Origin of the sequence: Streptomyces sp. NBC_01460, from assembly GCF_036227405.1 — a bacterium.
GTDB lineage: Bacteria > Actinomycetota > Actinomycetes > Streptomycetales > Streptomycetaceae > Streptomyces.
In genome coordinates this window covers 8,111,913-8,137,750 of the sequence record NZ_CP109473.1, presented here as the reverse complement: position 1 = coordinate 8,137,750, position 25,838 = coordinate 8,111,913, and the positions used below count along the sequence as shown (strand labels likewise).

Annotated in this window: 24 protein-coding genes; 14 read left to right on the top strand and 10 right to left on the bottom strand. The window is 70.5% G+C overall.

Annotated features, from left to right (window positions below):
- Nucleotides 1–39: 39 nt before the first annotated feature.
- On the bottom strand, nucleotides 40–432 hold the full coding sequence (locus tag OG488_RS36240; RefSeq protein ID WP_329237196.1) for a hypothetical protein: 393 nt from the start codon (nucleotides 430–432) through the stop codon (nucleotides 40–42).
- 494 nt (nucleotides 433–926) lie between these two features.
- Between OG488_RS36240 and OG488_RS36235 the strand changes: the two genes are divergently transcribed.
- The 5 genes from OG488_RS36235 (at nucleotide 927) to OG488_RS36215 (ending at nucleotide 4,654) form a co-directional block, all read left to right on the top strand.
- Nucleotides 927–1,205 (top strand): polyprenyl synthetase, encoded by a 279-nt coding sequence (locus tag OG488_RS36235; RefSeq protein ID WP_329237193.1) that lies wholly within the window; start codon nucleotides 927–929, stop codon nucleotides 1,203–1,205.
- Nucleotides 1,195–2,250, top strand: a complete 1,056-nt coding sequence (locus OG488_RS36230; protein WP_329237190.1) for a polyprenyl synthetase family protein — start codon at nucleotides 1,195–1,197, stop codon at nucleotides 2,248–2,250. Before OG488_RS36235 ends, OG488_RS36230 begins: the two co-directional genes overlap by 11 nt.
- 90 nt (nucleotides 2,251–2,340) lie before the next feature.
- A complete protein-coding gene (locus OG488_RS36225) occupies nucleotides 2,341–3,501 on the top strand; it encodes an oxygenase MpaB family protein (RefSeq protein ID WP_329237187.1) in 1,161 nt (386 codons plus the stop codon).
- 340 nt (nucleotides 3,502–3,841) lie between these two features.
- Nucleotides 3,842–4,078 (top strand): DUF2283 domain-containing protein, encoded by a 237-nt coding sequence (locus OG488_RS36220; protein WP_329239261.1) that lies wholly within the window; start codon nucleotides 3,842–3,844, stop codon nucleotides 4,076–4,078.
- Nucleotides 4,079–4,138: 60 nt separating this feature from the next.
- Nucleotides 4,139–4,654, top strand: coding sequence for a DUF1877 domain-containing protein (locus OG488_RS36215; protein ID WP_329237185.1), 516 nt, complete (start codon nucleotides 4,139–4,141; stop codon nucleotides 4,652–4,654).
- A 243-nt stretch (nucleotides 4,655–4,897) separates the two neighbouring features.
- Here the strand turns inward: OG488_RS36215 and OG488_RS36210 are convergent, their stop codons facing one another.
- On the bottom strand, nucleotides 4,898–5,350 hold the full coding sequence (locus OG488_RS36210; RefSeq protein WP_329237182.1) for a winged helix-turn-helix transcriptional regulator: 453 nt from the start codon (nucleotides 5,348–5,350) through the stop codon (nucleotides 4,898–4,900).
- Nucleotides 5,351–5,446: 96 nt separating this feature from the next.
- On the opposite strand from OG488_RS36210, the gene OG488_RS36205 reads away from it, so the two are divergent.
- Entirely contained in the window at nucleotides 5,447–6,769 is a 1,323-nt protein-coding gene (locus tag OG488_RS36205; protein ID WP_443074260.1) for an MFS transporter, read from the top strand.
- A gap of 123 nt (nucleotides 6,770–6,892) precedes the next feature.
- Here OG488_RS36205 and OG488_RS36200 read toward each other — a convergent pair whose 3' ends face one another.
- From OG488_RS36200 to OG488_RS36180, 5 genes are all read right to left on the bottom strand, one after another.
- On the bottom strand, nucleotides 6,893–8,185 hold the full coding sequence (locus OG488_RS36200; protein WP_329237176.1) for a YeeE/YedE family protein: 1,293 nt from the start codon (nucleotides 8,183–8,185) through the stop codon (nucleotides 6,893–6,895).
- Between the two features lie 306 nt (nucleotides 8,186–8,491).
- On the bottom strand, nucleotides 8,492–10,534 hold the full coding sequence (locus tag OG488_RS36195) for a beta-galactosidase (protein ID WP_329237174.1): 2,043 nt from the start codon (nucleotides 10,532–10,534) through the stop codon (nucleotides 8,492–8,494).
- Nucleotides 10,535–10,602: 68 nt separating this feature from the next.
- Entirely contained in the window at nucleotides 10,603–11,940 is a 1,338-nt protein-coding gene (locus tag OG488_RS36190) for an ABC transporter substrate-binding protein (protein ID WP_329237171.1), read from the bottom strand.
- An 89-nt stretch (nucleotides 11,941–12,029) separates the two neighbouring features.
- A complete protein-coding gene (locus OG488_RS36185) occupies nucleotides 12,030–12,971 on the bottom strand; it encodes a carbohydrate ABC transporter permease (protein WP_329237168.1) in 942 nt (313 codons plus the stop codon).
- A 4-nt stretch (nucleotides 12,972–12,975) separates the two neighbouring features.
- The gene (locus tag OG488_RS36180) at nucleotides 12,976–13,902 is read right to left on the bottom strand and encodes a carbohydrate ABC transporter permease (RefSeq protein WP_329237165.1); all 927 of its coding nucleotides are present in this window, start codon (nucleotides 13,900–13,902) and stop codon (nucleotides 12,976–12,978) included.
- Nucleotides 13,903–14,193: 291 nt separating this feature from the next.
- Between OG488_RS36180 and OG488_RS36175 the strand changes: the two genes are divergently transcribed.
- A complete protein-coding gene (locus OG488_RS36175; RefSeq protein ID WP_329239258.1) occupies nucleotides 14,194–15,186 on the top strand; it encodes a LacI family DNA-binding transcriptional regulator in 993 nt (330 codons plus the stop codon).
- A gap of 393 nt (nucleotides 15,187–15,579) precedes the next feature.
- Here the strand turns inward: OG488_RS36175 and OG488_RS36170 are convergent, their stop codons facing one another.
- Nucleotides 15,580–15,987, bottom strand: a complete 408-nt coding sequence (locus OG488_RS36170) for a VOC family protein (protein WP_329237162.1) — start codon at nucleotides 15,985–15,987, stop codon at nucleotides 15,580–15,582.
- 154 nt (nucleotides 15,988–16,141) lie between these two features.
- Nucleotides 16,142–16,636, bottom strand: coding sequence for a PaaI family thioesterase (locus OG488_RS36165; RefSeq protein ID WP_329237158.1), 495 nt, complete (start codon nucleotides 16,634–16,636; stop codon nucleotides 16,142–16,144).
- A 92-nt stretch (nucleotides 16,637–16,728) separates the two neighbouring features.
- Here OG488_RS36165 and OG488_RS36160 point away from each other — a divergent pair, with 92 nt between their 5' ends.
- Nucleotides 16,729–17,199, top strand: coding sequence for a winged helix-turn-helix transcriptional regulator (locus OG488_RS36160; protein ID WP_329237156.1), 471 nt, complete (start codon nucleotides 16,729–16,731; stop codon nucleotides 17,197–17,199).
- A 383-nt stretch (nucleotides 17,200–17,582) separates the two neighbouring features.
- Here OG488_RS36160 and OG488_RS36155 read toward each other — a convergent pair whose 3' ends face one another.
- Nucleotides 17,583–18,719 carry an SGNH/GDSL hydrolase family protein gene (locus OG488_RS36155; RefSeq protein ID WP_329237153.1) on the bottom strand — a complete coding sequence of 379 codons (1,137 nt, stop codon included), beginning with the start codon at nucleotides 18,717–18,719 and terminating at the stop codon, nucleotides 17,583–17,585.
- A 561-nt stretch (nucleotides 18,720–19,280) separates the two neighbouring features.
- Here OG488_RS36155 and OG488_RS36150 point away from each other — a divergent pair.
- The 6 genes from OG488_RS36150 (at nucleotide 19,281) to OG488_RS36125 (ending at nucleotide 25,790) form a co-directional block, all read left to right on the top strand.
- Nucleotides 19,281–20,564, top strand: coding sequence for a ricin-type beta-trefoil lectin domain protein (locus tag OG488_RS36150; RefSeq protein WP_329239255.1), 1,284 nt, complete (start codon nucleotides 19,281–19,283; stop codon nucleotides 20,562–20,564).
- Nucleotides 20,546–21,943: a ricin-type beta-trefoil lectin domain protein gene (locus OG488_RS36145; protein WP_329239253.1), complete on the top strand. Its 1,398-nt coding sequence runs from the start codon at nucleotides 20,546–20,548 to the stop codon at nucleotides 21,941–21,943. Before OG488_RS36150 ends, OG488_RS36145 begins: the two co-directional genes overlap by 19 nt.
- A gap of 216 nt (nucleotides 21,944–22,159) precedes the next feature.
- Nucleotides 22,160–23,083: an NADP-dependent oxidoreductase gene (locus OG488_RS36140; protein WP_329237151.1), complete on the top strand. Its 924-nt coding sequence runs from the start codon at nucleotides 22,160–22,162 to the stop codon at nucleotides 23,081–23,083.
- Nucleotides 23,080–23,553 carry an SRPBCC family protein gene (locus OG488_RS36135; RefSeq protein ID WP_329237148.1) on the top strand — a complete coding sequence of 158 codons (474 nt, stop codon included), beginning with the start codon at nucleotides 23,080–23,082 and terminating at the stop codon, nucleotides 23,551–23,553. The genes OG488_RS36140 and OG488_RS36135 overlap by 4 nt, the downstream gene beginning before the upstream one ends.
- A gap of 450 nt (nucleotides 23,554–24,003) precedes the next feature.
- On the top strand, nucleotides 24,004–24,762 hold the full coding sequence (locus tag OG488_RS36130) for a lysophospholipid acyltransferase family protein (RefSeq protein ID WP_329239250.1): 759 nt from the start codon (nucleotides 24,004–24,006) through the stop codon (nucleotides 24,760–24,762).
- Nucleotides 24,763–25,247: 485 nt separating this feature from the next.
- Nucleotides 25,248–25,790 (top strand): GNAT family N-acetyltransferase, encoded by a 543-nt coding sequence (locus tag OG488_RS36125; protein WP_329237145.1) that lies wholly within the window; start codon nucleotides 25,248–25,250, stop codon nucleotides 25,788–25,790.
- Nucleotides 25,791–25,838: the final 48 nt, after the last annotated feature.

Here is a 25,838-nt window from a genome sequence, read left to right as displayed (position 1 = left end):
CCTCCGCCCCGACCGCGCCCCGCCGTCAGCGGGCGCGGCTCACCGGGTCCCCTCCTCCCCGCCGGCTGTCCCGTCCAACTCCGCCCTCACCGACCGGGCTTCCTCCGTCCGCCCCAGCACGGTCAGCTCCTGCTCGCACGCCTCCAGCGCCTTCCGGAGCAGCGCCGCGCGCCTCGGCTCGGCCGCCTCCATCCGCCGGGCCGCGGATGCGGCCTCCGTCACGACCGCCAGGCGGGTCCCGGGGTTCCGGGGGTCCGCCGTCCCGTACTCCAGGAGTGCCTGGGCCAGGCGCGGCAGGTACACCGCCGGGCTCACCACGGCGAGCAGGCGATAGGCGTCGACGGCCTCGTGGATGTTGATGGTGCCGGATCCGAGCAGAAGTGTCCGTGCCCGCAGTACCGCATGGTGATCGACGCTCTCCCAGTGATTCATGACGGTGATTCTGAAAGGTGCGGCAGCCCCTCAACAAGGCTTGGAGAGCGTGCTGTTCGTCCTACGAAAATGCCCTCTGACCTGTCATGATGGGTGTGCCATCACCCCTTCGGGGAAGATCGGGGGCCGGCGCGACCGCCAGGTCGGGCGCCTCCCGCTCACGGTCGGTGGGTGTGCCGGCGCCCGCCACCGTCTCCACGCGGGCCGCGCGCACGGCGTCCTCGCGTCCGGCCGTGTGACCGCCCGGGTCGAGCCCGGCACCGAATCCCCCGGGCGAGCCCGTGTGAGCCCGCCCAGACGCTCCTCCGTCAGCGGATCGCCGACGGCCGACGTTTGAGCTGGAAGGGGGCGTGACCTGTGCGATCCGTACGGCTGGGCGACGCCCTCACTCTATCGTGACTTCCTCCGCCCGCCCCTCCGCCCGCCGGGATCCTGAGGAGAGCGGCGCGCGACCGGCGCCGTCCGATGCGCGGTGCGCGAGGGGAGACGGAGCGATGGCGAAGGATGCGGGGCGGGGCACGAGCCCGGAGGGACAGGCAGTGCTGCTGGCGGCGGGGCTGGCCGATCTGGCGGTGAGCACCGTGGGTTCGGTCCTGGGGACGGTACGAGGGCTGCTGCGCCGTTCGGACGGCGCGGAGTTGGTGGTGGAGGCCGAGCGCGATCTGAAGGCTCGGGGCCGCCTGGTCCTGGACAGGTACGCCGACACACCACCGGCCCACCTGGAGACCCTCGCCCAGGAGGCGCTGGCCAGGAAGTCCGCCGATGGCGTCTGACCGGTGGGAGCCGGCCGTCTTCAAGGCCCGGGTCGACGGCGTGCTGCGCCGCTTCGTCGCCGAGGAGGCGCAACTGTTCGCGGACGTGGACCCGGCCCTGCGGCCCGTGGCGGACCAGCTGGAGACCTCGGTCGCGGACGGGAAGCGGCTGCGGGCAGCGTTCTGCTACTGGGGCTGGCGAGCCGTGGGCCAGCCGGACAACGACGCGCTGGTGCGCGCCGCGGCCTCGATGGAACTGGTGCACGCCGCCGCTGTCGTCCACGACGACCTCATCGACGACAGCCCGCTGCGCCATGGCCGGCCCACCGCACAGATCGCCCTGCGTGGTGCGGTACGCCGCCGGCCGCGTTCCGTCGCCGCCGGCAGGTCGCTGGCGATGCTGGTGGGAGACCTGCTGATGGGGCTGGCCGGGCAGTTGTTCGCCACCAGCGGTCTGCCGGCCGCGTATCTTGCCCGGGCCCGCCCCTTGTGGTCGGACCTGGCCCGGGACCTGATCGCCGGTGAGTGCCTGGAGATCCTCCGTACCGGAGCACCCCCGGACACCACCGAATCGCTCAAGGTGATCCGGTTCAAGACGGCCAAGTACACCGTCGAGCAGCCCCTGCTGATCGGCGGTGCCCTGGCCGGGGCCGGCGACCGGATACGCGAGGGCTTCTCGGCGTACGGGCTCCCGCTCGGCGAGGCGTTCCAGCTCCGGGACGACCTGCTCGGCCTGTTCGGGAACCCCGAGCGGACGGGGAAGGCCAACACCGACGACCTGCGGGGACACCGGCCCACGACCCTGCTGGCGGAGACCTGGCGCCTCGCAGGCGAGGCCGAGCGGCAGCATTTGCGGGCCCTCCTGGGCCGGCGGGATCTGGACGCGGAGGGTCTGCGCGCGGTGCGTGAGCTGATGTGCCGGCTCCACGCACCCGACCGCGTCGAGGAGATGATCAGCGCACGGGTGGAGGAGGCTCTCGGCGCCCTGGCCGGGCTCGGTGTGCCCGCCCCGGCCGCCTCGGCCCTGACCACGCTGGCACGGTCGGTGACCGTCCGCGTGTCCTGACCGCGCAGGCGCGCCGGGCAGCTCGGCCTGGAACGGCGTGCGTCACGGCCTCGTACGGAACACACCTCCCTCAGTACAAGGAGCCTTGCCATGAGCTACACCGAGTCGTCGTTGAACTCCCTTCGCCTGGCCGGGGACGAACTCGCCGACGCCACCGTCGCCGCACTCTTCGAACGCGGGGAGGTGGGCAAGTTCAACTCCCTGATGCGGTACGTCTCCACCGCCGGCTCCCCCTTGCCGGACGGGCTGCCCGACGTAGCACGCGAGTACCTCGAGGCCACCGGCGCACCACCGGCCTGGGTCGACTGGGGCGAGATGGAGAAGGCACGGCTGTTCTTCGCCGACAACAACGTGCACATCTCCACCGCGCTGTCCTTCGCCTCGATGCCCGCCTGCTACCTCGTCCCCCACGTGGCGAAGCTGCTGTCGGCCACCCACGGGCTCGACTACCCCTCCAGACGGATGGCGGAGACCGGGCAGTTCACCGTCTACCTGATGCAGCCAGGGGCGTTCGAGGCGGGCAGTCCCTTCATCCCCGCGGCCCAGAAGGTCCGGCTCCTCCATGCCTCCATCCGTCACCACCTGACACGCGAGAACCGCTGGGACACCGGGGCGCTCGGGACGCCGATCTGCCAGGAGGACATGATCGGCGGGCAGATGTTCTTCTCCCTGCTGGTTCTCGACAGCCTGCATCGTCTCGGCATCCACATGTCGACGGACGGCGCCGAGTCGTACTACTACGCCTGGCGCGTGGTCGGTGCGATGCTCGGAGTGGACCAGGACACCGTGCCCCGGACGCTCGAGGACGCCCGCCGCTTCCTCGACCTGTACATGGTCCGGCACATGGGGCCTTCCCCGGAGGGAGCGCACCTGACGCGCCAGCTCATCGACCTGTACGAGGAGGTCGTACCGGGGACCTTCCTCGACCCGGTCGTCTCCGCCCTCATCCGCCACCTGGTCGGCGACACCTGCGCGGACTGGCTCCAGGTGCCCCGCTCCTCGTGGGACACCCTGGTCAGGACAGTGCCCCACCTGCTGGGGGCCCTGGAGAGCATCGAGGACCGTTCCCCGCTCGGTGCCTGGGCCTTGGACCACATCGGCCGGCTGACGACCTCCCTCGAGCTGTCCTCCCTGACCCGGGGACGCGTCATGCACTACGCGATCCCCGAGCAGCTCAAGAAGGACTACGACGTCCCCGGCTCGGTCCCCCGCTCCAAGCGGTGGACGCCACCGGCTGCCACGGTGTTCTAGGCGAGTGGTCCCGAAGTCCGATCGAGTTGTTGGTCGGCCCAGCACAACGGCAAGAACATCCAGGTCTCCGGCCGACGGCCCTGGAAGGACTACCTGCCGTCGTGGGCGTGTGATCGGCGCACTCACCGAAGCCGACATGCAGACCTGGGCCGACAAGGGTTACCAGGGAGCCTGCGGAGCCCTCAAGATCTGACGCCTCCTGCACAAACCCTGTTGCGGCAGCACTCGCACCACCGGCATCGTCAAGGCGGTCCTGGCTCTGCGGCTCGCCGCGGTGGCATGGGGCCGCCACAGACATGGACAGCGCAGTCATCGACGACACCGAGGGAGCCAGTTCACTGTGAGGGTTACGTACGACAGGGCTGTGGACGCAGCATACGTGTACTTCACCGATCCGCAGGATCGCGTGAAGTCAGCGCACACGTATCCCTGCGATCCGGTGGACGTCGACGGCATGATCAACCTTGACTTCGACGAACAGGGACGGCTGATCGGTGTCGAGGTCCTGGCGGCCAGTTCAAAACTGCCCCAGTACCTTCTCCGGTCGGCGGAGCGCTTGGGCACCGAAGGCGCATGACGCAGTGGAACAAGGCAGCCACCACCGCGCTCCCAGGTGGGAAAGGGGTCACTTCACCGTATGGCACTGACCCAGCAACTCGCACGGGTGACCCCGCAGTACCTGGCTCAGTGCCGTGCGATTGCGGAGGCGTCTCCGGACGGCGACCCCGATTGGGATCCACCCGTGGAGGACACGGTGGATCTCGACTGGGCGATCTGGGGCTTGATCTGGTTCTGTCAGCGCATGCCTGTCGAGGGTCCGTGTGTCCAGCTCCTCAGGCGGAGCATCTCGGGAGACCCAGGTGGCGATGTCGAGTTCCTTGATCATCCCGGGGTCCATGACGGCTTCGACTCCCCTCCAGCCCTTCTCGCTCCTGCAGTAGTGGCCGAACTGGCCCGCGAACTGGCCGCTCTGGACGTCGACGACATACTCAGGTGCCTGCCTGCGGACCACGTGGAAGCCGCCGAAGCATGCGGATTCCGAGGGTTCGGCGGACACCCACGCGAGTACCTTGTTGAGCATTTCGGGCTGCTGCAGAGTTTCTATCTCGTCGCCGGCCGACGTGGGCTGGCAGTTTTGACCTGGACGGACTGAGCACGGTCCACGAATTCGACGTCGCATGAGGCCCGTTGTTGCGGTGCTGGTCAGAGCGGTTCCTGGACGGCTGGGATCAACACGGCGGCTTCGCGATGGACGACGGGCCCGTCGTGGCGGTCGCGACCGCGCTGCGCCGCTCGAAGCGGTTGATGCCGTACTCGGCGATGGCGCGCTTCTCGGCCCGCCGCGTGGGCTTCCGGGGCCATCGTCGCGGAGAACGGCGAGTGACGGGCGCCGGGCTCACCGGGGAGCGACCTTGTGGACGGTGGTGTCGTCGGGACTCAGCCGTCGCCCGTCCTCGGACAGCACTTCCAGGGCGCGGAGGCGATTCCCCTGACGGCGGTCGACCAACTCCGAGTGGGGCTCGCCGGGGACGAAGAAGTTCTGCTCACCCCACTGCCGGAGCGCGACGATGACGGGGAAGAGCGCTTCGCCCTTCGGAGTCAGTACGTACTCGCGGTAGGCGCTGCCGTCCGAGGCGGGGACCGAAGCGAGCACTCCACCGGCGACCAGCGCGCGCAGACGAGCGGTGAGGATGTTCTTCGCCACGCCGAGGCTGCGCTGGAACTCCCCGAACCGCCGGCTTCCGTCGAAGGCGTCCCGCACGATCAGCAGGGACCACCAGTCGCCGATCGCGTCCACCGACCGGGCGACCGGACATTCACTGTCGTCGAAGCGCGTCCTGGCCACCATTGCGTCCTCACTCTCACCACGGTTGCAACATGCTACCAAAGCGCGCTAGCGTCCCCATCGGTAGCAAGATGAAACCAGCTGTGCGGAGGAGTGCTGATGCCGGGCGACAGCGAAGCTGTGGAACCACGGACCGAGGCCCGGAACGGGGAGGGGTCCGCGTCAGCCCTGTCCAGGGGCGTCGTCGCCCTGTTCGCCGTCGCCTGCGGGGCCGCAGTGGCCAACGTCTACTTCTCCCAGCCGCTCCTCGTGACCATGGGCCACGACCTCGGCATGAGCCCGGCTCTTGTGGGCGGCGTCGTCACCCTGACCCATGTCGGATACGGGCTGGGGCTCTTCCTCCTCGTACCGCTGGGCGATGTGGCCGACCGCAGGCGGCTCGTCGTGGGTCAGTTGCTGCTCCTGGTGGTGGCGCTGGCCGTGGTGGCCACCGCGCACACGGCGGTGGTCCTGCTCGCGGCCATGGCCGCGCTGGGACTTCTCGCGGTGGTGACGCAGACACTGGTGGCCTTCGCCGCGTCGATGGCCGCGCCCGCGGAGCGCGGACGGGTCGTCGGCCTGGTCACCAGCGGCGTGGTCATCGGCATCCTGCTGGCCCGCACCGCGTCCGGCTTCGTGGCCGATCTCGCGGGCTGGCGCTCCGTCTACCTCGCTTCGGCGGCGCTCACCGCCCTGCTCGCCCTGGTCCTCCACCGAGTGCTGCCACGTCACACCGGCGTCCCGACGACACCCCTGCGCTACGGGGAACTCCTGCGCTCCACCCTCACCCTCTTCGCACGGGAACGCCTGTTGCGGCTCCGGGCCCTCTTCGGTCTGCTGATCTTCGCCGCCTTCAGCACACTGTGGAGCAGCGTCGCACTGCCCCTCAGCGAGGCCCCGTACTTCCTGTCCCACAGCAAGATCGGGGCGTTGGGGCTGATCGGTGCCGCCGGGGCTGTGGCCGCGACCGCGGCGGGCCGCCTGAACGACCGTGGGCTCTCCCGCCGGACCACCGGCACCGCCCTCGCACTGCTCACAGCCTCGTGGCTGCCTTTGGCGTTCACGCGCGGCTCGCTCTGGGCGCTGGTCGTCGGCATCATCCTTCTCGACCTCGCCGTACAGGCGGTCCATGTCACCAACCAGACCCTGATCCACGCGCTGCACCCGGACGCGGGCAGTCGGCTGATCGGCGGGTACATGGTCTTCTACTCCATCGGCAGCGCCACCGGTGCCATCGCCGCGACCACCCTCTACACGGTGGCCGGCTGGGGCGCCGTGTGCGGGCTGGGTGCCGCGTTCAGCTTCCTCGGGCTGACGCTCTGGACGTTCACCCGGCGGCACAGTGCCCCACCACCGGGGTGGACAACGGCACCGCCGACCACCTCCGGCGCTTCGCCTGACACGGACAACGCCTTCACGGCGGGCCGGGCGGGCCCGCCGTGAAGGCGTCGGATGCAGTGGATGCGTCGGACGCATGGGTTGGACGCGTCGGATGCGGTGGGGCGGGACCCCGGGCGGGCGGGCGGCCGCCGCGCCGGCTGCGAGCCGGACAGGTCGGCAGACCGGTCAGCAGACCCCGTCGCCCGGCTTCGGGTTGCCCAGGCCGAACAGCGGGCGCAGCTTGAGCCCGATCCAGGTGCCGCCCAGGGCGACGGCACCCCACAGCCAGCCGCTCAGACTGCCCGAGGCGACGCCCGCCAGGTAGGCCCCGATGTTGCAGCCTCCGGCCAGCCGGGCACCGATGCCCATCAGCACACCGCCGAGCACCGACGCGACGGCCGTGCGCCACGGAATCCCGCGGTGCAGGGCCCAGGTCCCGCCGAGCGCCGCCGCCACCGCGGCACCGATCATGATGCCGATGTCGGTGAGGCTGGTCTTGTCGGCCAGGACCGGCCCGGCGAGCATCTCCGCGTTGCCCGCCTGCCGCCACCACGTCCAGTTCTCCGGATGGCCTCCGAGGGCGCCCACCAGCTCGGAACCCCACAGGCTGAACGCGCTGGTAACGCCCCAGGCCCCGCCGGACACCAGCAGGACGCCCGCGCCGAGCACGGCCAGCACCAGGGCGCCCGCGGCCAGTGGCCAGGAGCCGCGCAGGGCCCGCACCGCCGCCGTGCGCGCCGACGGTACGGCGCCGAGGGGCGGGGGGTTGCGGCGGGCCTGCACGCGCCGCGTGACCACGACCACCAGGAGCAGCGCGGCAATCGTCACGGCCCAGGAGCCGAACCAGCCGATGTGTTCGGAGAGGACGACCGGCTCCCAGGCGGGGAGGTCCTTCCACAGGTCGAACTGCCAGGCCGCGAGCGTGGCTCCGGCGATGAACCCGCCGAGGGTCAGGAGTACGGAGGTCTGCCCGGAGCCCACGGCGAAGAGTGTTCCGGAGGCGCAGGCCCCGCCGAGCTGCATCCCGATGGCGAAGAGCAGGGAGCCGACGACGAGACCGACCCCGAGGGTCCCGGCGGAGGGCGCGGGCTGTGAGCCGAACAGCCCGGTGCTCGTGCCGATGATCAGGGCGAAGAGCGTGGCGGTGGTGCCGAGCAGCAGCGCGTGCGCCCGCAGCCCGGTGCCGTTGCCGACGGCGATGAGCTGACGCCAGGCGGAGGTGAAGCCGAACCGGGAGTGGAACAGCGCGACGCCCAGGCCGAGCCCCAGCAGGAGCAGCACGCCCGGCTTGGCCCCGTGCGCGGACCACACGTACGCGGTCAGGGCCGCTGCGAGCAGCCCGGACACGACGAGGGGTGTCCTGCGCACCGGGGGCAGGGCGGGCGCCTCGGGCTGCGGCGCCGAGGTGGGGGAAGGGACGAAGAGGGCGGGCAGGGCGCGCGGCGGCGCGGCCGGCCCGGCAGGTGGCGCGGTGGTCACGGAAGGTCTCCGGGTGATGCTCGGCGGACGGCGGCGTGGGCGGTCGACGGCGCGGGACGCGGGCCGACACGGGATTCAGCCGCGACAGAGCCCGTCGTCGACGCACCACGCCGAGTGCGCGAACAGCGCGAGGCACAGAGGCGGGGCCGATGCAGACATGCGTGCGAATATACGGACTGGATCACTCCGGATGCCCGGCCGTCTCGCCATGCGGAAGGGTTCTGAGACGGCGGGCAGCGCTCCCCACGCCGGCACCCTCGCGACCGGCAGGTCACGAGGGTGCGCTGTCCGAGCGGTCCGAGGACGTCAGGCGGCGGGCTGCCGCAGGACGGCGACCCCCCTCGGCGGGAGGACGACAGCGCCCGCCTCGGCCGTGCCGATCAGGAGATCTCCGGCGAGCCCGGCCACCGGCACCGGCCCGTCGGTGCGGTTGACCAGGAACAGGTAGCGGTGACCGGCGTCGCGGCGCACGGCCAGTTCGACCCTGCCGGCCGCGTCGGCAGGCAGCTCACCGGTGACCCCGGCGGGGGCCAGCAGCCGCGGCAGCAGTCCGCCGAGACCGTCGGCGCCCAGGCGGGTGGAGACGTACGCGGCCGAGCCGGCGCCCACGGCCCGGCGGGTGACGGCGGGGCGGCCCGCGTACACACCGCTGCGGTAGTGGGCCAGCACCTCCACATCCGGCGCGCTGACGGTGATCCGGTCGGTCCACATGCTGCCCGTGGCGCCGCCGTCCACCTCGACCGTGTCCCCGTCGAGGAGCGGGCCGAACTCCTCGATGCGGATCCCGAGCAGGTCCCGCAGTGCTCCGGGATAGCCGCCGAGCCAGATGTGGTCGTTCTCGTCGACGACACCGGAGAAGTACGTCGTGACCAGATGGCCGCCGTTCTCGGTGTACCGCGTCAGCTCCTTGGCCAGCGCCGCGGGGACGACGTGCAGCACGGGGGCGATGACGAGCCGGTAGCGGCTCAGGTCCGAGCGGGCCGGGACCACGTCGGCCCGGATGCCCAGGTCGAGGAGGGCGGAGTACCAGTCGAGCGCCTCCTGGTGGTAGTCGAGGCGGGCGGTGGGATGGGAGTCCTGCTCGCTCGCCCACCACGAGTCCCAGTCGAAGACGATGCCGACCTGGGCCGGTTCACGCTCCGAGCCCGCGACCGGCGCCAGTGCGCGGAGGTCCTGCCCGAGTCCGGTCACCGCCCGGAAGAGATCGCTGTCCGCTCCGGCGTGCGGGAGCATCGCCGAGTGGTACTTCTCGGCCCCGGCGGCCGACTGGCGCCACTGGAAGAAGCACACGGCGTCGGCCCCGTGCGCGACGTGCAGGAGCGAGTCGCGGGCGAGGTCGCCGGGCAGCTTGGCCAGGTTGACCGGCTGCCAGTTGACGGCGCTGGTGGAGTGCTCCATGAGGAACCACGGACGCCCTCCGGAGATGCCGCCGGAGAGACTGGCGGAGAAGGACAGCTCCTCGCGGCACTGCGGACCGGGCACGACGTAGTGGTCGTTGGAGACGAAGTCGACCTCCCCGGCCCAGTCTGCGTAGTCCATCCCCTTGGTCCCGCTCATGACCATGAAGTTCGTGGTGACGGGGACGGAGGGAGTGATCGTACGCAACAGGTCGCGTTCCAGTCGCAGATGGTCCTTCAGCGCGTCGGACGAGAAGCGCTTGAAGTCCAGCTGCTGCGTCGGGTTGGGGTGGGAGGCGGCCAGCCGGGGCGGCAGGATCTGTTCCCAGGCGCTGTAGCGCTGCGCCCAGAACGCGGTGCCCCAGGCGTGGTTGAGGGAATCGAGCGTGGTGTAGCGGGTGCGCAGCCAGGCACGGAAGGCACGCGCGGCATCGTCGGAGTAGTCGTAGACGTTGTGGCAGCCCAGCTCGTTGGAGACGTGCCAGGCGACCAGCGCGGGGTGGTCCGCATAGCGTTCGGCCATCGCGCGGACCAGCCGCAGGGCGTGCTCGCGGAAGACCGGCGACGTGGGGCGCCAGTGCTGCCGGGCGCCGGGCCAGACCGTCTCGCCGGACGCGGTCACCGGGAGGATCTCCGGGTGCTCCGTGGTCAGCCAGGGCGGCGGGGACGCGGTGGCGGTGGCCAGGTCGACGCCGATCCCGCCCGCGTGCAGGAGGTCCATCACCTCGTCGAGCCAGGCGAAGTCCCACGCGTCGCGGGCGGGCTGGATGCGGGCCCAGGAGAAGATCGCGAGGGAGACGATGTTCACCCCGGCCTCCCTCATCAGCCGTACGTCCTCCTCCCACACCTCCCGGGGCCACTGCTCGGGGTTGTAGTCGGCGCCGAAGGCGAGGCACGGAGCGGCGTCACCGTCCGGCCCCTGCCGTACCTGGGACAGAAGGGTGGAGATCATGTCGGTCCTTCCGGTGTACCGCACGGGGCGGGACGGAGCGCGTGCTTGCTTCGGGACGGAACGCGTGCCTACTTCTTGACGGTGAAACCCTGCTCGGTCCCGTACGTGACGGAGGCGTCCTGCCAGCGCTTGAGGCCGTCGGCCAGCTTGGTCCCGGACACGTAGGCCTGCCCGGCGGTGTCGTTGAAGATGGAGTTGGCGTAGACCTGGTACGGGAGGTACGACCATCCCGGGGCGACGTTCGCGGCCGACTCGGCGAAGACCTGGTTGGCCTTCTGGCCGCCGAAGTAGGGGAATGCGGTGTTCTGGAAGGCCTCGGACCGCAGGTCCGCGGTGGTGGCCGGGAAGGCGCCGGCCTTGATGCGGGTCTGGACGCCGTCACCCGCATTCGCGTACTCCGTGAAGGCGTAGGCGAGTTCCTTGTTCGCACCGAGTGCGGGCAGGGCCAGGGAGCTGCCGCCGTTCTCGGAGCTGGCCGTCTCCCCCGCCTTCCACTGCGGCAGCGGGGCCACCCGCCACTGGCCGGTCCCCTCCTTCACTCCGGAGGCGAGGTTGGCGGGCATCCAGGCCCCGATGGCCAGGGTGGCGATCGTGCCGTCGCCCATGCCCTTGTACCACTCGTCGCTCCAGCTGGTGATCGGCGCGACGAGCTTCTCGTCGAGCAGCTTCTGCCAGACCTCGGTGTACTTCGCGGCGCCCGCGTCGGAGAAGTCGATCTTCACCTCGGTGCCGTCGACGGTGTAGGGGCGGGATCCCGCCTGCCACAGCAGGCTGGTGGTGGCTCCGGCGTCCCCGGTGTCGTTGGTGATGTAGGCCTTGGGATCGGCCTTGTGCAGATCCCTGGCGGCCTGGAGGTACTCGTCCCAGGTGGTGGGGACGGCGATCTTGTACCGGTCGAAGACCTTCTTGTTGAAGAACAGCGCCATGGGCCCGGAGTCCATGGGAAGGGCGTACACGTTCTTCTCCGACTTCACGGCGTTCCACGGCCCCGGGGTGTACTTCCCGGCCAGCTCGTCGGCGCCGTAGGGGGCGAGGTCGTCCAGGCCCTTGGTCAGGGCGTACTGCCCGAGCGCGTAGTACTCGATCTGCGCGACGTCGGGGACGCCCTTCTTCGCCGAGATGGCGTTCTGGAGGGCCTTGTACTGGTCGTTGCCGGTGCCCGCGTTGACGAGCTCGACGTGGACAGCGGGGTGCGCCTTCTCGAAGTCCGCGGCGACCTGCTTCAGGGTCGGCTCCCACGCCCAGACGGTGAGGGTGCCTCCCTTCTTCAGGGCGGCGTCGATGTCCCCCGCCCCGACCTGCTTCCGGTCGGAGCCGTCGTCGGAACCGCCGCAGGCGGTGGCACCCAGGGTGAGGGCGGAGATCAGGGCGATGCCGCGCAGCAGGCGGCGTGTGCTCATACGCATGGATGTGGCTTCCACTTCTTCGTGGCCGGGACCGTGCCTGATGAGGGGTGGCTGGACGGTGAGGGCGCGTCCGGTGCGGGCGCGCCCGGTTACTCCTTGACGCTTCCGGCGGCGAGCCCGGACTGCCAGTACTTCTGCAGCAGGAGGAACGCGGCGATCAGCGGGAGGACGGTGATCAGGGATCCGGTGATCACCAGGTGGAAGACGGGCTCTCCGCCGGCCGTGGCGGCCTGGGCGTTCCAGCTGTTGAGACCCAGGGTGAGCGGGTACCAGTCCGGGTCCTTGAGCATGATCAGCGGCAGGAAGTAGTTGTTCCACGTCGCGACCACGGTGAACAGCAGGACCGTGACGATGCCGGGTGCGAGCAGCGGCAGGACCACCTGGAAGAACGTACGGATCTCGCCCGCCCCGTCGATGCGGGCGGCTTCCAGCAGTTCGTCCGGTACGGCCTGGGAGGCGAACACCCACATGAGGTAGAGGCCGAAGGGCGAGATGAGGGAGGGGATGATGACGGCCCACGGCGTGTCGGTCAGCCCCATCGTGCTGAACATCAGGAAGGTGGGGACGGCCAGCGCGGTGCCGGGTACCGCGACGGCGCCGATGACGACGGCGAAGACGGCGCGCTTGCCCGGGAAGGCGAACTTCGCCAGGGCGTAGCCGCCGAGGACCGCCAGGAGCGTCGCCCCGCCCGCCCCGACCACGACGTACATCACCGTGTTCAGCAGCCACCGGGTGAAGACGCCGTCGTGGTAGCCGAAGGTCTCGGTGATGTTGTCCCACAGGGCGAAGTCCCCGCTGAACCACAGGCCGAACGAATCGGCCAGCCCCTGCTGGGTCTTGGTGGCGCTGATGACCAGCCAGGCGAGCGGGACGAGCGAGTAGAGCAGGACCAGTCCGGTGAGCACGGTCAGCAGCAGGCTGCGCCGGGGGCGGGACGGAGTGTGTCCGGCCCGCCTGCGGAGGCGGGGGACGGTGCCGGGCCGGCCGGCCGGGGCGGGCACGGGCGGGAGTGTGGTGGAGGGGCTGCTCATCGCTTCACGACTCCTTGCGCATGCCGCGCAGCTGGACGACATAGGCGATGACCATGGTGATCAGTCCCATGACGATGGCGACCGTCGCCGAGTAGTTGTGCTGCTGACCGGAGAAGGACAACGAGTAGGTGTAGAAGTTGGGGGTGTACGAGGTGGTGATGGCGTTGGGCGCCAGCTTCTGCAGGATGCTCGGCTCGTTGAACAGCTGGAAGCTGCCGATGATCGAGAAGATCGTCGCGATGACCAGGGCGCCTCGGATGGCAGGGAGTTTGATGGCCGTGATCACGCGGATCTGTCCGGCGCCGTCCATCTCCGCGGCCTCGTACAGCGAGTTCGGGATGACGCGGAGCGCGGAGTAGAAGATCAGCATGTTGTAGCCGACGAACTCCCAGGTGACGATGTTCCCGATCGACGCCAGGACGAGGCCCGGTGAGAGCGGGTCCGGCAGCGAGACGCCCAGCGCGTCGTTGACGTCGCTGACGAGACCGAAGCGGGTGCCGTACATGAAGCCCCACATGAGCGTGGCGACCACGGCCGGCACCGCGTACGGCAGGAAGATCGATATCCGGAAGAAGTCCCTGCCGTAGAGCCGCCCGCTGTCCAGCGCGAGGGCGACGAGCAGGGCGATGCCCAGCATGATCGGCACCTGGATGAGCAGGAAGAGCGACACCCGGCTCAGCGACGACCAGAACTGCTCGTCCTGAAGGGCCTGTTGGTAGTTGTCCAGGCCCACGAAGGTCGTGCCGCCGATGAGCTGGTCCCGGAAGAGGCTGAGGTGGACCGAGTAGACGATCGGCGCCAGGAAGACGAACGCGAAGACCAGCACGAACGGCCCGATGAAGCCCCATCCCGCCCATGACCGGCGGTCCCGCCTCGCGGGTGGCCGGTCCGGGCGCCGGTCGGCACCCGCAACGGTTTCAAGCGTTGTCATGTTGTCCCTCGCTCGTCCATCTCGGAACCGGCGGCACACAGCGTCGGGATGGTTGCGTGAACATCGCGTTCCGACCGAGGTCAGGGCTGCTATGTTTGCGTAAACATCTGACGGCCGAATGTTTACACCGGCATGATGTGGACGGTCAAGAGTCGTCGGGCGATCCGGCGGATCGCACGGCGGAGGAGACGGGTGGACAGGACGGGCGGGGCGGGCAGCGGTTCGACGAACACGCCACGGGCGGAGGCCCGCAGGGGCGCACCGGCCGCCCGTCAGTCGCGGACGGCCTCGATGGCGGACGTCGCCCATCTGGCCGGCGTCTCGTCCCAGACCGTCTCCCGCGTCTCCAACGGGTACGAGGGAGTCACCGAGGAGACCAGACGCCAGGTGCTGGCCGCCATGAAGGAGCTGGGCTACCGGCCGAACAGCGCCGCACGGGCGCTCAAGCGCGGCGAGTTCCGCACGATCGGCGTCATCACGTTCAACCTCTCCACCACGGGCAACATGCGCACGCTGGAGGCGATCGCCACCTCCGCCGCACTGGAGGGATACGCCGTCACGCTCCTGCCCGTGGCCGTGCCCACGCAGGACGAGGTGCGCGGCGCCTTCTCCCGGCTGGGGGAGCTGGCGGTCGACGCCGTCATCGTCATCATGGAGGTCCATCTGCTCGACGTGGCGACGCTCTCACTCCCCCCGCACGTGCAGGTCGTCGTCGCCGACTCGGACGCCGGTGACCGCTACACCGTGGTCGACACCGACCAGGCCGGTGGCGCACGGGCAGCCGTCCGGCACCTCCTGGACCTCGGCCACCGCACGGTGTGGCACCTGGCCGGGCCCGAGGAGTCCTTCGCCGCCCAGCGCCGCGCGGACGCGTGGCAGGCCGAACTCACCGACGCGGGCTGCTCCGTACCACCCGTGGCGCGTGGGGACTGGTCGGCCGAATCCGGCTACCGCGCCGGGCTCCGCATCGCCGACGAGGAGAACTGCACGGCCGTGTTCGCCGCCAACGACCAGATGGCGCTGGGACTCCTGAGGGCACTCCGCGAGCGGGGACGCGCCATCCCCGGCGACGTCAGCGTCATCGGCTTCGACGACATCCCCGAAGCCGGATCCTTCATGCCTCCCCTGACGACCGTTCACCAGGACTTCGCCGAGGTGGGGCGGCTGTGCGTCGAGGGCGTACTACGGCGGATGCGGCACGACGAGGCGGACCACGGCACAACACTCGTGCCCACACGGCTGGTGGTGCGCGACAGCACCGCACCGCCGCCCGCCGGAGGGTAGCGCCGACGGCGGGGCCGGCCGCGGGCGTACGGGAGTGGCCGGGAGGTCCACTGCTGGAGGCGCGCGGTTCCCTGCACGGACAGCGGCCCTCCCGGCCACACCGGTCTTCTGCCCCGTTCCCGCGCCACCTGAGCGCCAACCATCACATATTCACGCAAGAGGCACACGAAGGAGAGACGGACCAGCACTCGGACACCCCGGCACCCCCGATCAGGGCGCGATCAGCCGCCAGGGGGACGACGCCTCACCGGCGAGCCCGTCGGCCGGACGCCTCGCAGGCGGACGGACCCACGGACGGTCACGACCGTGAGCGGGCACGTCCGCCGGCACGTGCAGGCCGTCGGCTGCCGAGGCGCTCGCCCGCCTTCGGGCCTTCGGGCCTTCGGGCCGGCCCTACCGGCCGCTGATGTTGACCATCCATGGGATGCCGAACGTGTCCGTACACATACCGAACACATCCCCCCACATCTGCTTCTCCAGGGGGACCGTCACGGTGGCTCCGTCGGACAGCTTGTCCCAGTAGCCGCGCAGCTCGTCCGGGTCGTCGCCGCTCAGACTCACGGCGAAGTTGTTCCCCGGTTCATGTTCGGTCCCGGGAGGGTTGTCGGCGCCCATCAGCGTGAACCCGCCGGCCGTCTCGAGCGTTCCGTGCATGATCTTGTCGCTCTGCCCGGCACCGCCCCCGTCGATGTAGCCGTAGGTGTGCAGCGTCAGGGTGCCGCCGAGGACGTTCTTGTAGAACTCCAAGGCTTGCCGTGCGTCGCCGGCGAAGCTGAGGTACGGATTGAGCTGAGATGCCACCGCGTTCCCCTTTCGTGAAAGTCGGTCAGGACCGACAGCGTACGAGCGAAAGGGGACACATCGGTCGATCCCGCGACAGGAATCGTCCGGTCGGCCGGGGAGCCCGACACAGGTGCGCGGGCGCTCCCGCACGCGGACCCCGAGCCCGGCACGCTCAGCCGGCGGGCAGCGGGAACAGCATGCAGGTACTGGTCGCGTGGGCGAGTACGCGACCCGTCACGTCCACCAACTGGGCCTGGGCGAGGGCGGTCTGGCGCCCCGCGCTGACGACGGTGCCGACGGCGCGGACCGCGCCCGTGTCCACGGTGATCCGCCGCAGGAACTTCACGGTCAGGTCGAGCGAGGTGTACGCCATGCCCGGCGGCAGGGTCGACTGGACCGCGCAGCCGGCCGCGGAGTCGAGCAGGGTGGCATAGATCCCCCCGTGCACACTGCCGATGGGGTTGTAGTGCTCCTCCCCCGGCACCAGCGTGAACACCACGCGCCCCTTCTCGACCTCGTCGAGGGCGAAGCCGACGGTGGCGCTCACGGGCGCCGGGGCGAGGCGGCCCTCCTGGATCTCACGCAGGAAGTCCAGCCCGGAGGACCGCCCCACGGCCGCCGCTGTGAGCGCGGGGTCCTCCCACTCGTACGTGCGCGTCCGTCCCATGATGCCGCTCCTCCCGATCTGGCTTCGAAGAACGAAGTTAGCCCTGCCCCACCTGACTGTCAATCACGCAGTCAGCGTCCTAGAATGCCGCCATGGAGTGGCTTGAGATGAGCACGGAGAACTGCCCGGTCCAGCTCACGCTCGACCTGGTCGGGGAGAAGTGGACGCTTCTGATCCTGCGCGACGCGAGTAACGGCGTACGGCGGTTCGACGAGTTCCGCCGCCACATCGGGCTGTCGGAGGCGATTCTCAGCGACCGGCTCAGGAAGCTGACCGCGGCGGGCGTCCTGAGGACCGTCGCGTATCAGGAGCCCGGCAGTCGCGCCCGCAACGAGTACCGCCTGACCCGCAAGGGCTGGGACCTGTGGCCGGTGCTGGTGGCGTTGAAGCAGTGGGGCGAGACGTACACGGGCGACGACGCGGAGGGGCCGGTCCTCGATCTCCGGCACGACCCGTGCGGAGCCCCCGTGCGCGTGGCGGTCGAGTGCGAGCACGGGCACACCGCCCTCTCCCCCGCCGACGTCAGCGCCCGGCCCGGCCCGGCGGCCCGGCCCCGGACGTGACACCTCCACACCGACAGCCGTCTCAGGGCGGAGCCAGGCAGCCACCTCAGGGCGGAGCCCGGCAGTCGTCTCAGGGGGAGCCCGGCAGTGGCCCGCACGGTCAGCCGGCGGACGCCAGGGGGTCAGCCACCGGGCGTCGACACGGCGCGCGCGGAGGCGAGGATCCCCTCGGAGGTCGGTGACCCCTCCGTGGCCAGGGCCGGGAGAAGCGCTCCGGGCCTCGTGCACAGCTGCGCAATACCGCCGCCGACTTCGGGGGCGAGCCGGCACCGGAAGCGGCGTGACGCCACCATCCGGGGGCCCCGATCCCCCTGCCGTCCGAGGGATCGACCCGGCCACGCACGGACGGCCGGGGCCCCGGGAGGCCCGGGCCGTCCGCCCGGTCACCAGTTCAGCGGAAGAGCGGCGATCTTCTGGTCGAGCAGAGCCGAGATGATCCGATGGTCCTGGAGCGAGGGGTGCCAGTCGCAGCCGAGGCGGTCCAGGCCCGGATCGTCGTAGTGCCAGTGCCCGATCCGCCTGTCGCCCCGCGCGCTCCGCTCCTCGACGATACGCCTGGCGGTGTCCGCGAATGCGGTGGTACGGGACACGGGGGTGCTGCTGACCAGCAGGAACGTCCGGGTGCCGTAGCGCGTACGCAGTGTGTCGAGGAAGCCCTGGTAGGCGCTCGCGTATGCGGCGACCAGGTCGTCCTCGGTCGCCCAGGGCTCGTCCGGGCCGAGCGGGGTGGAGAAGTCGTTGATACCCAGTCCGATGACGACGAGTTGCGGGTGCCAGGTGCCCGGCCTGCGCCAGACGTCGCCGTCCACGTTCAGCAGGGCCCGGTCGTAGTAGGTGCGGTAATCGGTGCCGGGCTCGCCGCCGGCGTAGTTGCGGACCATGCCACGGCCGGAGAAGGCGTTCTGCTGGTGGTCGGCACCGAGCCTCTTGGCGGTGAGGGCACCGAACGCCAGATCGGCGTTGCTGTTGCGGTTGACCCCTCCGTTTCCTGAACAGTCGCGTGTACCCGAGACGTTTCCGTACCCGGCTGTGTAGGAGTCACCGATGAACTCGATCTGTCTGCGGCGCGGTGCCGGAGGCGGGAGGACCGCGCCGCCGGCCGCAGCGACGAAGCCGCCGAACCGGCCGACGGCCCAGGGGCTCTCCGTCCGCTTGACGAGCCGCACTTCGTGCTCCGTATCGGTGAGGCCGTCGACCCAGGACGTGCTCCGACCTGGCGTCACCAGCGTGCTGACGGTCCGTCCGTCGATCTGGACGTCGTAGTCGTTGTCCGAGTCGGCAAGCACGACCCCGACACCGGTGCCCCTGAATCGCCCTTCGAAGGCGATGCCGGGCCAGGCGTACTGCACGGATCCATCGGCGGCCTTCCTCACTCGGCCCACGGTCCGGAAGGTCGACGAGGGGCGGGGTGACCGGAAGGGGTGGGCGACGGACGCATAGGAGGGAGAAGTCGCGGCGACTGCACCCGCGGCAACCGCGGTGAGTACGGCCCTACGGGAGACGGGGCGGGGTATGCGCATGTGCGTTCCTTTCGATGTCGGGTCGTTGTCGTGGGAACTCCTGATGTGCGGTGCGGTGCAGGAGATCTCCTGCCGTGCGTCGTCGGGGATCTCCTTCCGTGGTGCGCGGTCGAGTCTGCCGACATCGAAGGGAGCGCTCCCACCCCCGCCGCACGGGACGGCCGAAAAGGTTCTGCGCGGGACCCGGCGCTCGGGGCCGCCGCCGACCCGACCAGTGCCCGGACTCAGGCACTTCGGCGCGCCCCCGATCCACCCCGGGCAACCTCCGCCCACCCAGGGCATGCCGAGGTTCGACGGACCAACTGGGCCCAGCAGTCCCCGTACCCGAGTCCGGCAGGCCTGTCGCCGGTGGCGTATCCACGCCCTGCGGGCCCCGTTCAAAGCGTTTGGTCCATACCAGACCCTTGACAGGCCAATCGTTCACTTCTTAAATCACGTAGTGAAGTAAGTCCCCCACACCGCGTCACCCCCTTCCATCATTCGACCAGGCATCGACCCGCCTCACTGAATGTCATGCGCATGCCATTTCACGTCCTCGTCATGTCCCTCGAAGGGAACGTCATGGATCCCGCGCGTCTGCCCAGACGTCTGCTCCTCCTGCTCGTCTCGGCGCTCACGCTCACCTCGTTGTCAGCAGGACTGGCTCAAGGTGCGCCCACACCCACCGCCGAACCGTCCGCACGCACCGCCGCCGCGGCGGCCGCGCCGACCGCCGTGACGTTCTCCGACGAGTTCGACGGTGCCGCCGGCTCTGCCGTGAACGGCGCGAAGTGGCAGATCGAGACCGGCGACAACGTCAACAACCACGAGCGGCAGTACTACACCGCGGGGAACCGCAACGCTGCCCTCGACGGGCAGGGCAATCTGGTCATCACCGCCCGCAAGGAGAACCCGGGCAACTACCAGTGCTGGTACGGACGGTGCGAGTACACCTCCGCCCGGCTGAACACGTCCGGCAAGTTCACGACCACCTACGGTCGTGTCGAGTCCCGGATGAAGATCCCGCGCGGTCAGGGCATCTGGCCCGCCTTCTGGATGCTGGGCGCCGACATCGGCAGCGTCGGCTGGCCCAACAGCGGCGAGATCGACATCATGGAGAACGTCGGCTTCGAACCCGGCACCGTCCACGGCACCCTGCACGGCCCCGGCTACTCCGGCTCCGGAGGAATCGGCGCGGGGTACTCGCTGCCCGGCGGGCAGGCGTTCGCCGACGCGTTCCACACCTTCGCCGTCGACTGGAGCCCCAACGCCATCACCTGGTCCGTGGACGGCACCGTCTACCAGCGGCGCACCCCCGCCGACCTCGGCGGCAAGCAGTGGGTCTTCGACAAGCCCTTCTTCGTGATCCTGAACCTGGCGGTCGGCGGCTACTGGCCCGGTGACCCCGACGGCAGCACGTCCTTCCCCCAGCAACTCGTGGTCGACTACGTCCGCGTCAGCACCGACACCGGGCAGCCGAGCGGCGGCGGGCCCGTCACCGGCATCGGCGGCAAGTGCCTCGACGTACCGAGCGCCAACAGTGCCAACGGCACACCCGTGCAGCTCTACGACTGCAACGGCACGACGGCGCAGCGGTGGACCGTCGGCAGCGACGGCACTCTCCGCGCCCTCGGCAAGTGCCTCGACGTCGCGTCCGCCGGTACGGCCGACGGCACGCCCGTCCAGTTGTGGGACTGCAACGGCACCGCCGCCCAGCAGTGGGCCGTCCCCGCGGCGCGTGACATCGTCAACCCCCAGGCCAACAAGTGTCTCGACGCCATCGGCAGCAGCTCGGCGAACGGCACACGGCTCCAGATCTGGACCTGCACCGGCGCCGCGAACCAGAAGTGGACGGTGACCCGGTGACACGCCTTCCGCTCGGCCGCGCCCTGCGGCGTGGCCTGGGCGCGGCAGCCGCGGCCGCTCTGCTCACCGGCCTGGTCGTCACCCCCGCGAGCGGGGCCGCGGCGGCCACCGGACAGATCACGGGGCTGGGCGGGAAGTGCGTCGACGTCGCCGGGGCCGCCACGGCGGACGGCACGCCGGTGCAGCTCTACGACTGCAACGGCAGCGCGGCACAGCAGTGGACCACCGGGAGCGACGGAACCCTCCGCGCCCTCGGCAAGTGCCTCGACGTCGCGTCCGGCGGGACGGCCGACGGCACCCGGACCCAGCTGTGGAGCTGCAACGGGAGCGCCGCCCAGCGGTGGTCCCTCAGCGCCGCGCGCGACATCGTCAACCCGCAGGCCGACAAGTGCCTGGACGTGACCGGCAACACGTCCGCGAACGGCACACGGCTGCAGATCTGGACCTGTACCGGCGCCGCGAACCAGAAGTGGACGGCGCCGAGCGGTGGCACCACCCCGCCCGGGCCGGGTGCGATGGCCGTGGCGCCGTACCTCTACAACGGCTGGGGCAGCCCGCCGAGCCCCACCACGGTGATGAACGCGACCGGGGTGAAGTGGTTCACGCTCGCGTTCGTCCTCAGCAACGGCTACTGCAACCCGCAGTGGGACGGGAGCCGTCCCCTCACAGGCGGCGTCGACCAGCAGACGGTCAACACCGTCCGAGCCGCCGGGGGTGACGTGATCCCGTCGTTCGGCGGCTGGAGCGGCAACAAGCTGGAGAGCTCCTGCGGCAGCGCCGCGGAGCTGGCCGCCGCCTACCAGAAGGTCATCAACGCCTACGGGCTCAAGGCCATCGACATCGACATCGAGGCGGCGGCCTACGACAGCCCGACCGTCCAGCAGCGCACGGTCGATGCGCTGAAGACCGTCCGGGCGAACAACCCGGGGATCAAGCTGTACGTCACCTTCGGCACCGGCCAGAACGGTCCGGACAGCAGCCTGATCAGCAAGGCGGCCGCGTCCGGGCTCACGGTGGACAGCTGGACGATCATGCCGTTCAACTTCGGCGGCAGCGGTCAGAACATGGGTCAGCTCACCGTCCGCGCCGCCGAGGGGCTGAAGAACACGGTCAAGAGCGCCTACGGGTACTCGGACGACCAGGCCTACCGGCACACGGGCATCTCGTCGATGAACGGCGTCACCGACAACGGCGAGACAGTAACCGTCGACGACTTCCGTACCATCCTCGGCTATGCCCAGCAGCGTCATCTGGCACGGCTGACCTTCTGGTCGGTCAATCGTGACCGGCCCTGCACCGGCGGTGGGGCGGACACCTGCTCGGGTGTCTCCCAGCAGCCGTGGGACTTCACCCGCGTCCTCGCCCAGTACACCGGCTGACCCCGGCTCGTACCCCCCTGTGTGCTGCCGCACCGCGATGCGGCAGCACACAGGCATGAGCGCGCCGAACCTGGAACGGGAAGGGAGGCGCGGGCCCCTTGCGCACGGACCCGCCGGGGCCCGCGTGGCGCGGTGAGCTCCGGCGCGACACCCGAGGCTGAGAGACTGTCCGTCCGCGGGGCGGCCGCGACACCCGGGGCGAGTTCGGAGCGAGTGATGAAGGCAGTCCGTTTCCAGACGTTCGGGGGCCCGGAGGTCCTCGAGATCGTGGATCTCCCCGATCCTCATCCGGGTCCGGGCGAGGTCAGGATCGCCGTGCGCGCGGCCGGGATCAACCCGAGCGACTGGAAGAAGCGCAGGGGCCTCATGGACGAGGAGCTCCCGCAGACCTTGGGTCATGAGGCGGCGGGCGTCGTCGACGAGCTCGGCGAGGGCGTCGCCGACGTGGCTGTCGGCGATCGCGTCTTCGGCTTCTGCACCGAGGGAGCCGCCCAGGCCGAGCTGGCGGTGCTCTCCCACTACGCGCCGGTCCCGCCCTCACTCGGCTTCCCCGCCGCCGCGGCGCTGCCGGCCGCGGTCGAGACGGCCACGCGCGCGCTCGACCGGCTCGGCGTCACGAGCGGCGGCACCCTGCTGATCAGCGGCGCCTCCGGAAGCGTCGGCAGCGCCGCGGTGCAGCTCGCCGTGGTCCGCGGCGCGCGCGTGATCGGCACGTCAGGTCCAGGACGTCACGCGTACCTGCGCGCGCTGGGGGCCGAGCCCGTCTCCTACGGCGAGGGCCTCACCGAGCGCGTGCGTGCGCTCGCGCCCGACGGTGTCGACACCGCGCTCGACGTCGCCGGGAGCGGCATCCTGCCCGAGCTCATCGACCTGGCCGGCGGCTCGGAGCACGTCGTGACGATCGCCGACTTCCGCGGGGCACAGGATCACGGCGTGGCGTTCAGCAGTGGGGACGCCGACCGCGCGGTCCACGCGCTGGCGGAGATCGGCGAGTTGATCGAGTCGGCGCGCTTCTCCCTCCCGGTCGCGCGGACGTTCCCGCTCTCCGGGATCGCCGAGGCGCACCGCGCCGGCGAGGAGGGCCGGGTGCGCGGGAAGCTCGTGCTGGTGGTCGGCCCGTCTGCCGGTGGATCCAGGTGAAGCCCGCCAGGACCGACCGGGCCGGGCGGGTGATCGCGGCACCACCGGCGGCCGTGTACCGCGCCCTCCTCGACCGGGACTCCCTCGAGACGTGGTTGCCGCCGGACGGAATGCGGGGGCGTGTCGAGCGGTGGGATCCCCGGCCCGGAGGCGGGTTCCGGATGGTCCTCACCTACCTCGACCCGACCGGAAGCCCCGGCAAGACGACCGAGGGGACCGATGTCGTCGAGGTCGGGTTCGCCGAGCTCGTGCCGGCGGAACGCGTGGTGCAGCGGGCGGTGTTCGAGGCCGACGACCCCGCGTACGCGGGCACCATGACGATGACCTGGCAGATCGTCGCCACCGGCGACGGGGCCGAGGTGACCGTCACGGCCACGGACGTGCCGCCCGGCATCGACCAGGCTGTGCACGAGGCCGGGATCGCCTCCTCGCTGGCCAACCTGGCGTCGTACGTCGAAGGCACCGGCTGACCGGAGGACGGCCCCGGCCACGAGGGGGACGCCCACCGGGTCCCTGGCCCGGTGAAACGGCACGCCGACCGCACAGCTGTCCAGCCCCGGGAGCGGGCGCGCGGTCGGCGCCACTGCGCGTGATGCACCGTCCGCGTTGCCCCTGGGCAGACACCGGGGCGTCCAGCGGGCGCCAGGACGGTCGCCCAGCTGTCCGGCGAAGCCGTACAGGCCGCGGAAGCCGGTGAAGGCCGCGCCAAGGGTAGGCACCAGGACAACGGGTCCGGCCCGACGCCGCGTTCGGCGATGACGAGGGCAGGCGTCCCGGCGGCCCTGACCAGCCCGTAGCCATGCTGTGCTGAGCACGTGCGGCCCTCACCCACCTACCGAGGTGAGTACGGAAGCTCAGGCCACCGGCACGGCAACCGCGTGACGATGAGCCTCACCTCGAAGCCCGATCTCAGGAGTCCCGTGCTCAGCCAGATGGCCACAGCCCTCGTCCCCGCGTTCGGACGCCTGACGACCTCGGCGGACCTGACCGCCGTCCCCGCCCCCGGCATCCTCGTCGCCAACCACACCTCACTGGCGGACCCCGGCGTCGTCCTTGCCGCTCTGCGACGCATGGACATCGAGCCCGTCGTCCTCGCCACAGCAGGCCTGTGGCGCGTTCCCGTCCTGAGCCATCTCCTGAACCGCGACGGCCATGTCCCCGTCCACCGCCGGACCAGCCGTGCCGCCGAAGCCCTGGAGACCGCCGCCGCCGCACTGGCAGCAGGACGGCACGTGCTCATCTACGGCGAGGGGCGCATCCCTCCACGCCGTGATGCCTCAGAAGCGGCCCCGGAGGCCTTCCGCAGCGGTCCCGCTCGGCTGGCCGCCGCTTCCGGGGCGTGCCTCATCCCGGTGGGCCAGGCGGGGGCCAGGCGCCTTGCCTCCGGCAGCGGGCTCAAGCAGCTGGCTGGAATCCTCACCGCCCCCGTCCGACGCCCCCGGCTCCACGTGCACGTCGGCGCACCCCTTCGCCTGCCGGCCGAGGTGGAGGCGGCGAGCGAGGCCGCGCACCGCGCCGTCACTGCCGCGTGGCGCACCGCAGCCCAGCATGTGGGCGAGCCCGTCGCGCCCTGGTCGGGCCCGGACGGTCACACACCCACCCTCCCGGCTGTCCCCGCTCCCCCGCTTCCTCGGGTGCCCACGGCCGGGAGGCTCTTCGGTGAACGTGTCCCCCGCTGAGCTCATTCCGTCCGTCCGCCGAGAGATGACAACGACCCGGCGCGCAGGGCGAATTCGCGGCGCGCGCGCCGGAGCGCACCGATCCGTAACCGACGGAATATCCGCCTGCGCTTGAATTGGCCGATTCCCGCCCAGGTCGACCGCCCCTCGACCGGCCTTCCCCATATCTCTCGAGACGTCTTTTCCTGATCGCATCGACTGGGGAACGCCACACCATGTCGACCTTCGCGGGAGCGGAAATCAGCGGAAGCACACTCTCTATGGGAGGTGAATCCTTTCCTCATCACACAGAAGACTTCGGACGCCCCTCCCGAGTGGAGCGAGTGGATCACCACCGGGGTCACCGGAAACCGCCCGACGCATTGTTCCCCGCCGTGAAGGTCATTCACCGTCGAAAACCAGCCCGGCATCACCTGCTGAATCCCTGCCCAGAACTTCCTGCCATTGAGCAACGAGGGGTGGTCGCAGACCGTAAGGTAGCGACCGTGGATATTATCTTCCGGCGCCTCGCCACCACCGAAACCGAGCCCCTCATCCGCTTTCTGACCAGCGAGAACTGGCCTTTCCACGGCACCAGCGAGCTGGACCGCGAAACCGTGGGCGGGTGGATCGTGGAAGACCGCTTCGAGAGCGCGGGGAACAGGACCTTCTGGATCGTCGCCGGCGGGGCGGCCGCAGGCCTGCTCCGGCTCATGGACCTGGGGGACCAGACACCCCTGTTCGACCTGCGGCTTCGGGCCGAGGACCGCGGTCGCGGGATCGGCACTCTGGCCGTGACCTGGCTGACCAGGTACGTCTTCGAGGAGTTTCCGGACGCACGCCGCATCGAGGCCCACACACGTCAGGACAACCTCGCGATGCGACGCGTACTCAGGCGCTGCGGCTACGTCAAGGAAGCGCACTACCGGGACGGGTGGCCGTCGTCGGGCGGGGCGGTTCACGACGCGGTCGGGTACGCGGTCCTGCGCCGGGACTGGACGTCCGGAGAAGTGACCGTCCCGCAGTGGAACGACGAGCCATTCGACTAGAACATATTCTTTCGATATGACTTCATGACCGCATCCGGGAATCGACCG

Bases quoted from the DNA above. Each gene is read 5' to 3' on its own strand.
- OG488_RS36240 (WP_329237196.1), bottom strand. From the start codon at position 432: ATGAATCACTGGGAGAGCGTCGATCACCATGCGGTACTGCGGGCACGG.
- OG488_RS36235 (WP_329237193.1), top strand. From the start codon at position 927: ATGGCGAAGGATGCGGGGCGGGGCACGAGCCCGGAGGGACAGGCAGTG.
- OG488_RS36230 (WP_329237190.1), top strand. From the start codon at position 1,195: ATGGCGTCTGACCGGTGGGAGCCGGCCGTCTTCAAGGCCCGGGTCGAC.
- OG488_RS36225 (WP_329237187.1), top strand. From the start codon at position 2,341: ATGAGCTACACCGAGTCGTCGTTGAACTCCCTTCGCCTGGCCGGGGAC.
- OG488_RS36215 (WP_329237185.1), top strand. From the start codon at position 4,139: ATGGCACTGACCCAGCAACTCGCACGGGTGACCCCGCAGTACCTGGCT.
- OG488_RS36210 (WP_329237182.1), bottom strand. From the start codon at position 5,350: ATGGTGGCCAGGACGCGCTTCGACGACAGTGAATGTCCGGTCGCCCGG.
- OG488_RS36205 (WP_443074260.1), top strand. From the start codon at position 5,447: ATGCCGGGCGACAGCGAAGCTGTGGAACCACGGACCGAGGCCCGGAAC.
- OG488_RS36195 (WP_329237174.1), bottom strand. From the start codon at position 10,534: ATGATCTCCACCCTTCTGTCCCAGGTACGGCAGGGGCCGGACGGTGAC.
- OG488_RS36190 (WP_329237171.1), bottom strand. From the start codon at position 11,940: ATGCGTATGAGCACACGCCGCCTGCTGCGCGGCATCGCCCTGATCTCC.
- OG488_RS36185 (WP_329237168.1), bottom strand. From the start codon at position 12,971: ATGAGCAGCCCCTCCACCACACTCCCGCCCGTGCCCGCCCCGGCCGGC.
- OG488_RS36180 (WP_329237165.1), bottom strand. From the start codon at position 13,902: ATGACAACGCTTGAAACCGTTGCGGGTGCCGACCGGCGCCCGGACCGG.
- OG488_RS36175 (WP_329239258.1), top strand. From the start codon at position 14,194: ATGGCGGACGTCGCCCATCTGGCCGGCGTCTCGTCCCAGACCGTCTCC.
- OG488_RS36165 (WP_329237158.1), bottom strand. From the start codon at position 16,636: ATGGGACGGACGCGCACGTACGAGTGGGAGGACCCCGCGCTCACAGCG.
- OG488_RS36160 (WP_329237156.1), top strand. From the start codon at position 16,729: ATGGAGTGGCTTGAGATGAGCACGGAGAACTGCCCGGTCCAGCTCACG.
- OG488_RS36155 (WP_329237153.1), bottom strand. From the start codon at position 18,719: ATGCGCATACCCCGCCCCGTCTCCCGTAGGGCCGTACTCACCGCGGTT.
- OG488_RS36150 (WP_329239255.1), top strand. From the start codon at position 19,281: ATGGATCCCGCGCGTCTGCCCAGACGTCTGCTCCTCCTGCTCGTCTCG.
- OG488_RS36140 (WP_329237151.1), top strand. From the start codon at position 22,160: ATGAAGGCAGTCCGTTTCCAGACGTTCGGGGGCCCGGAGGTCCTCGAG.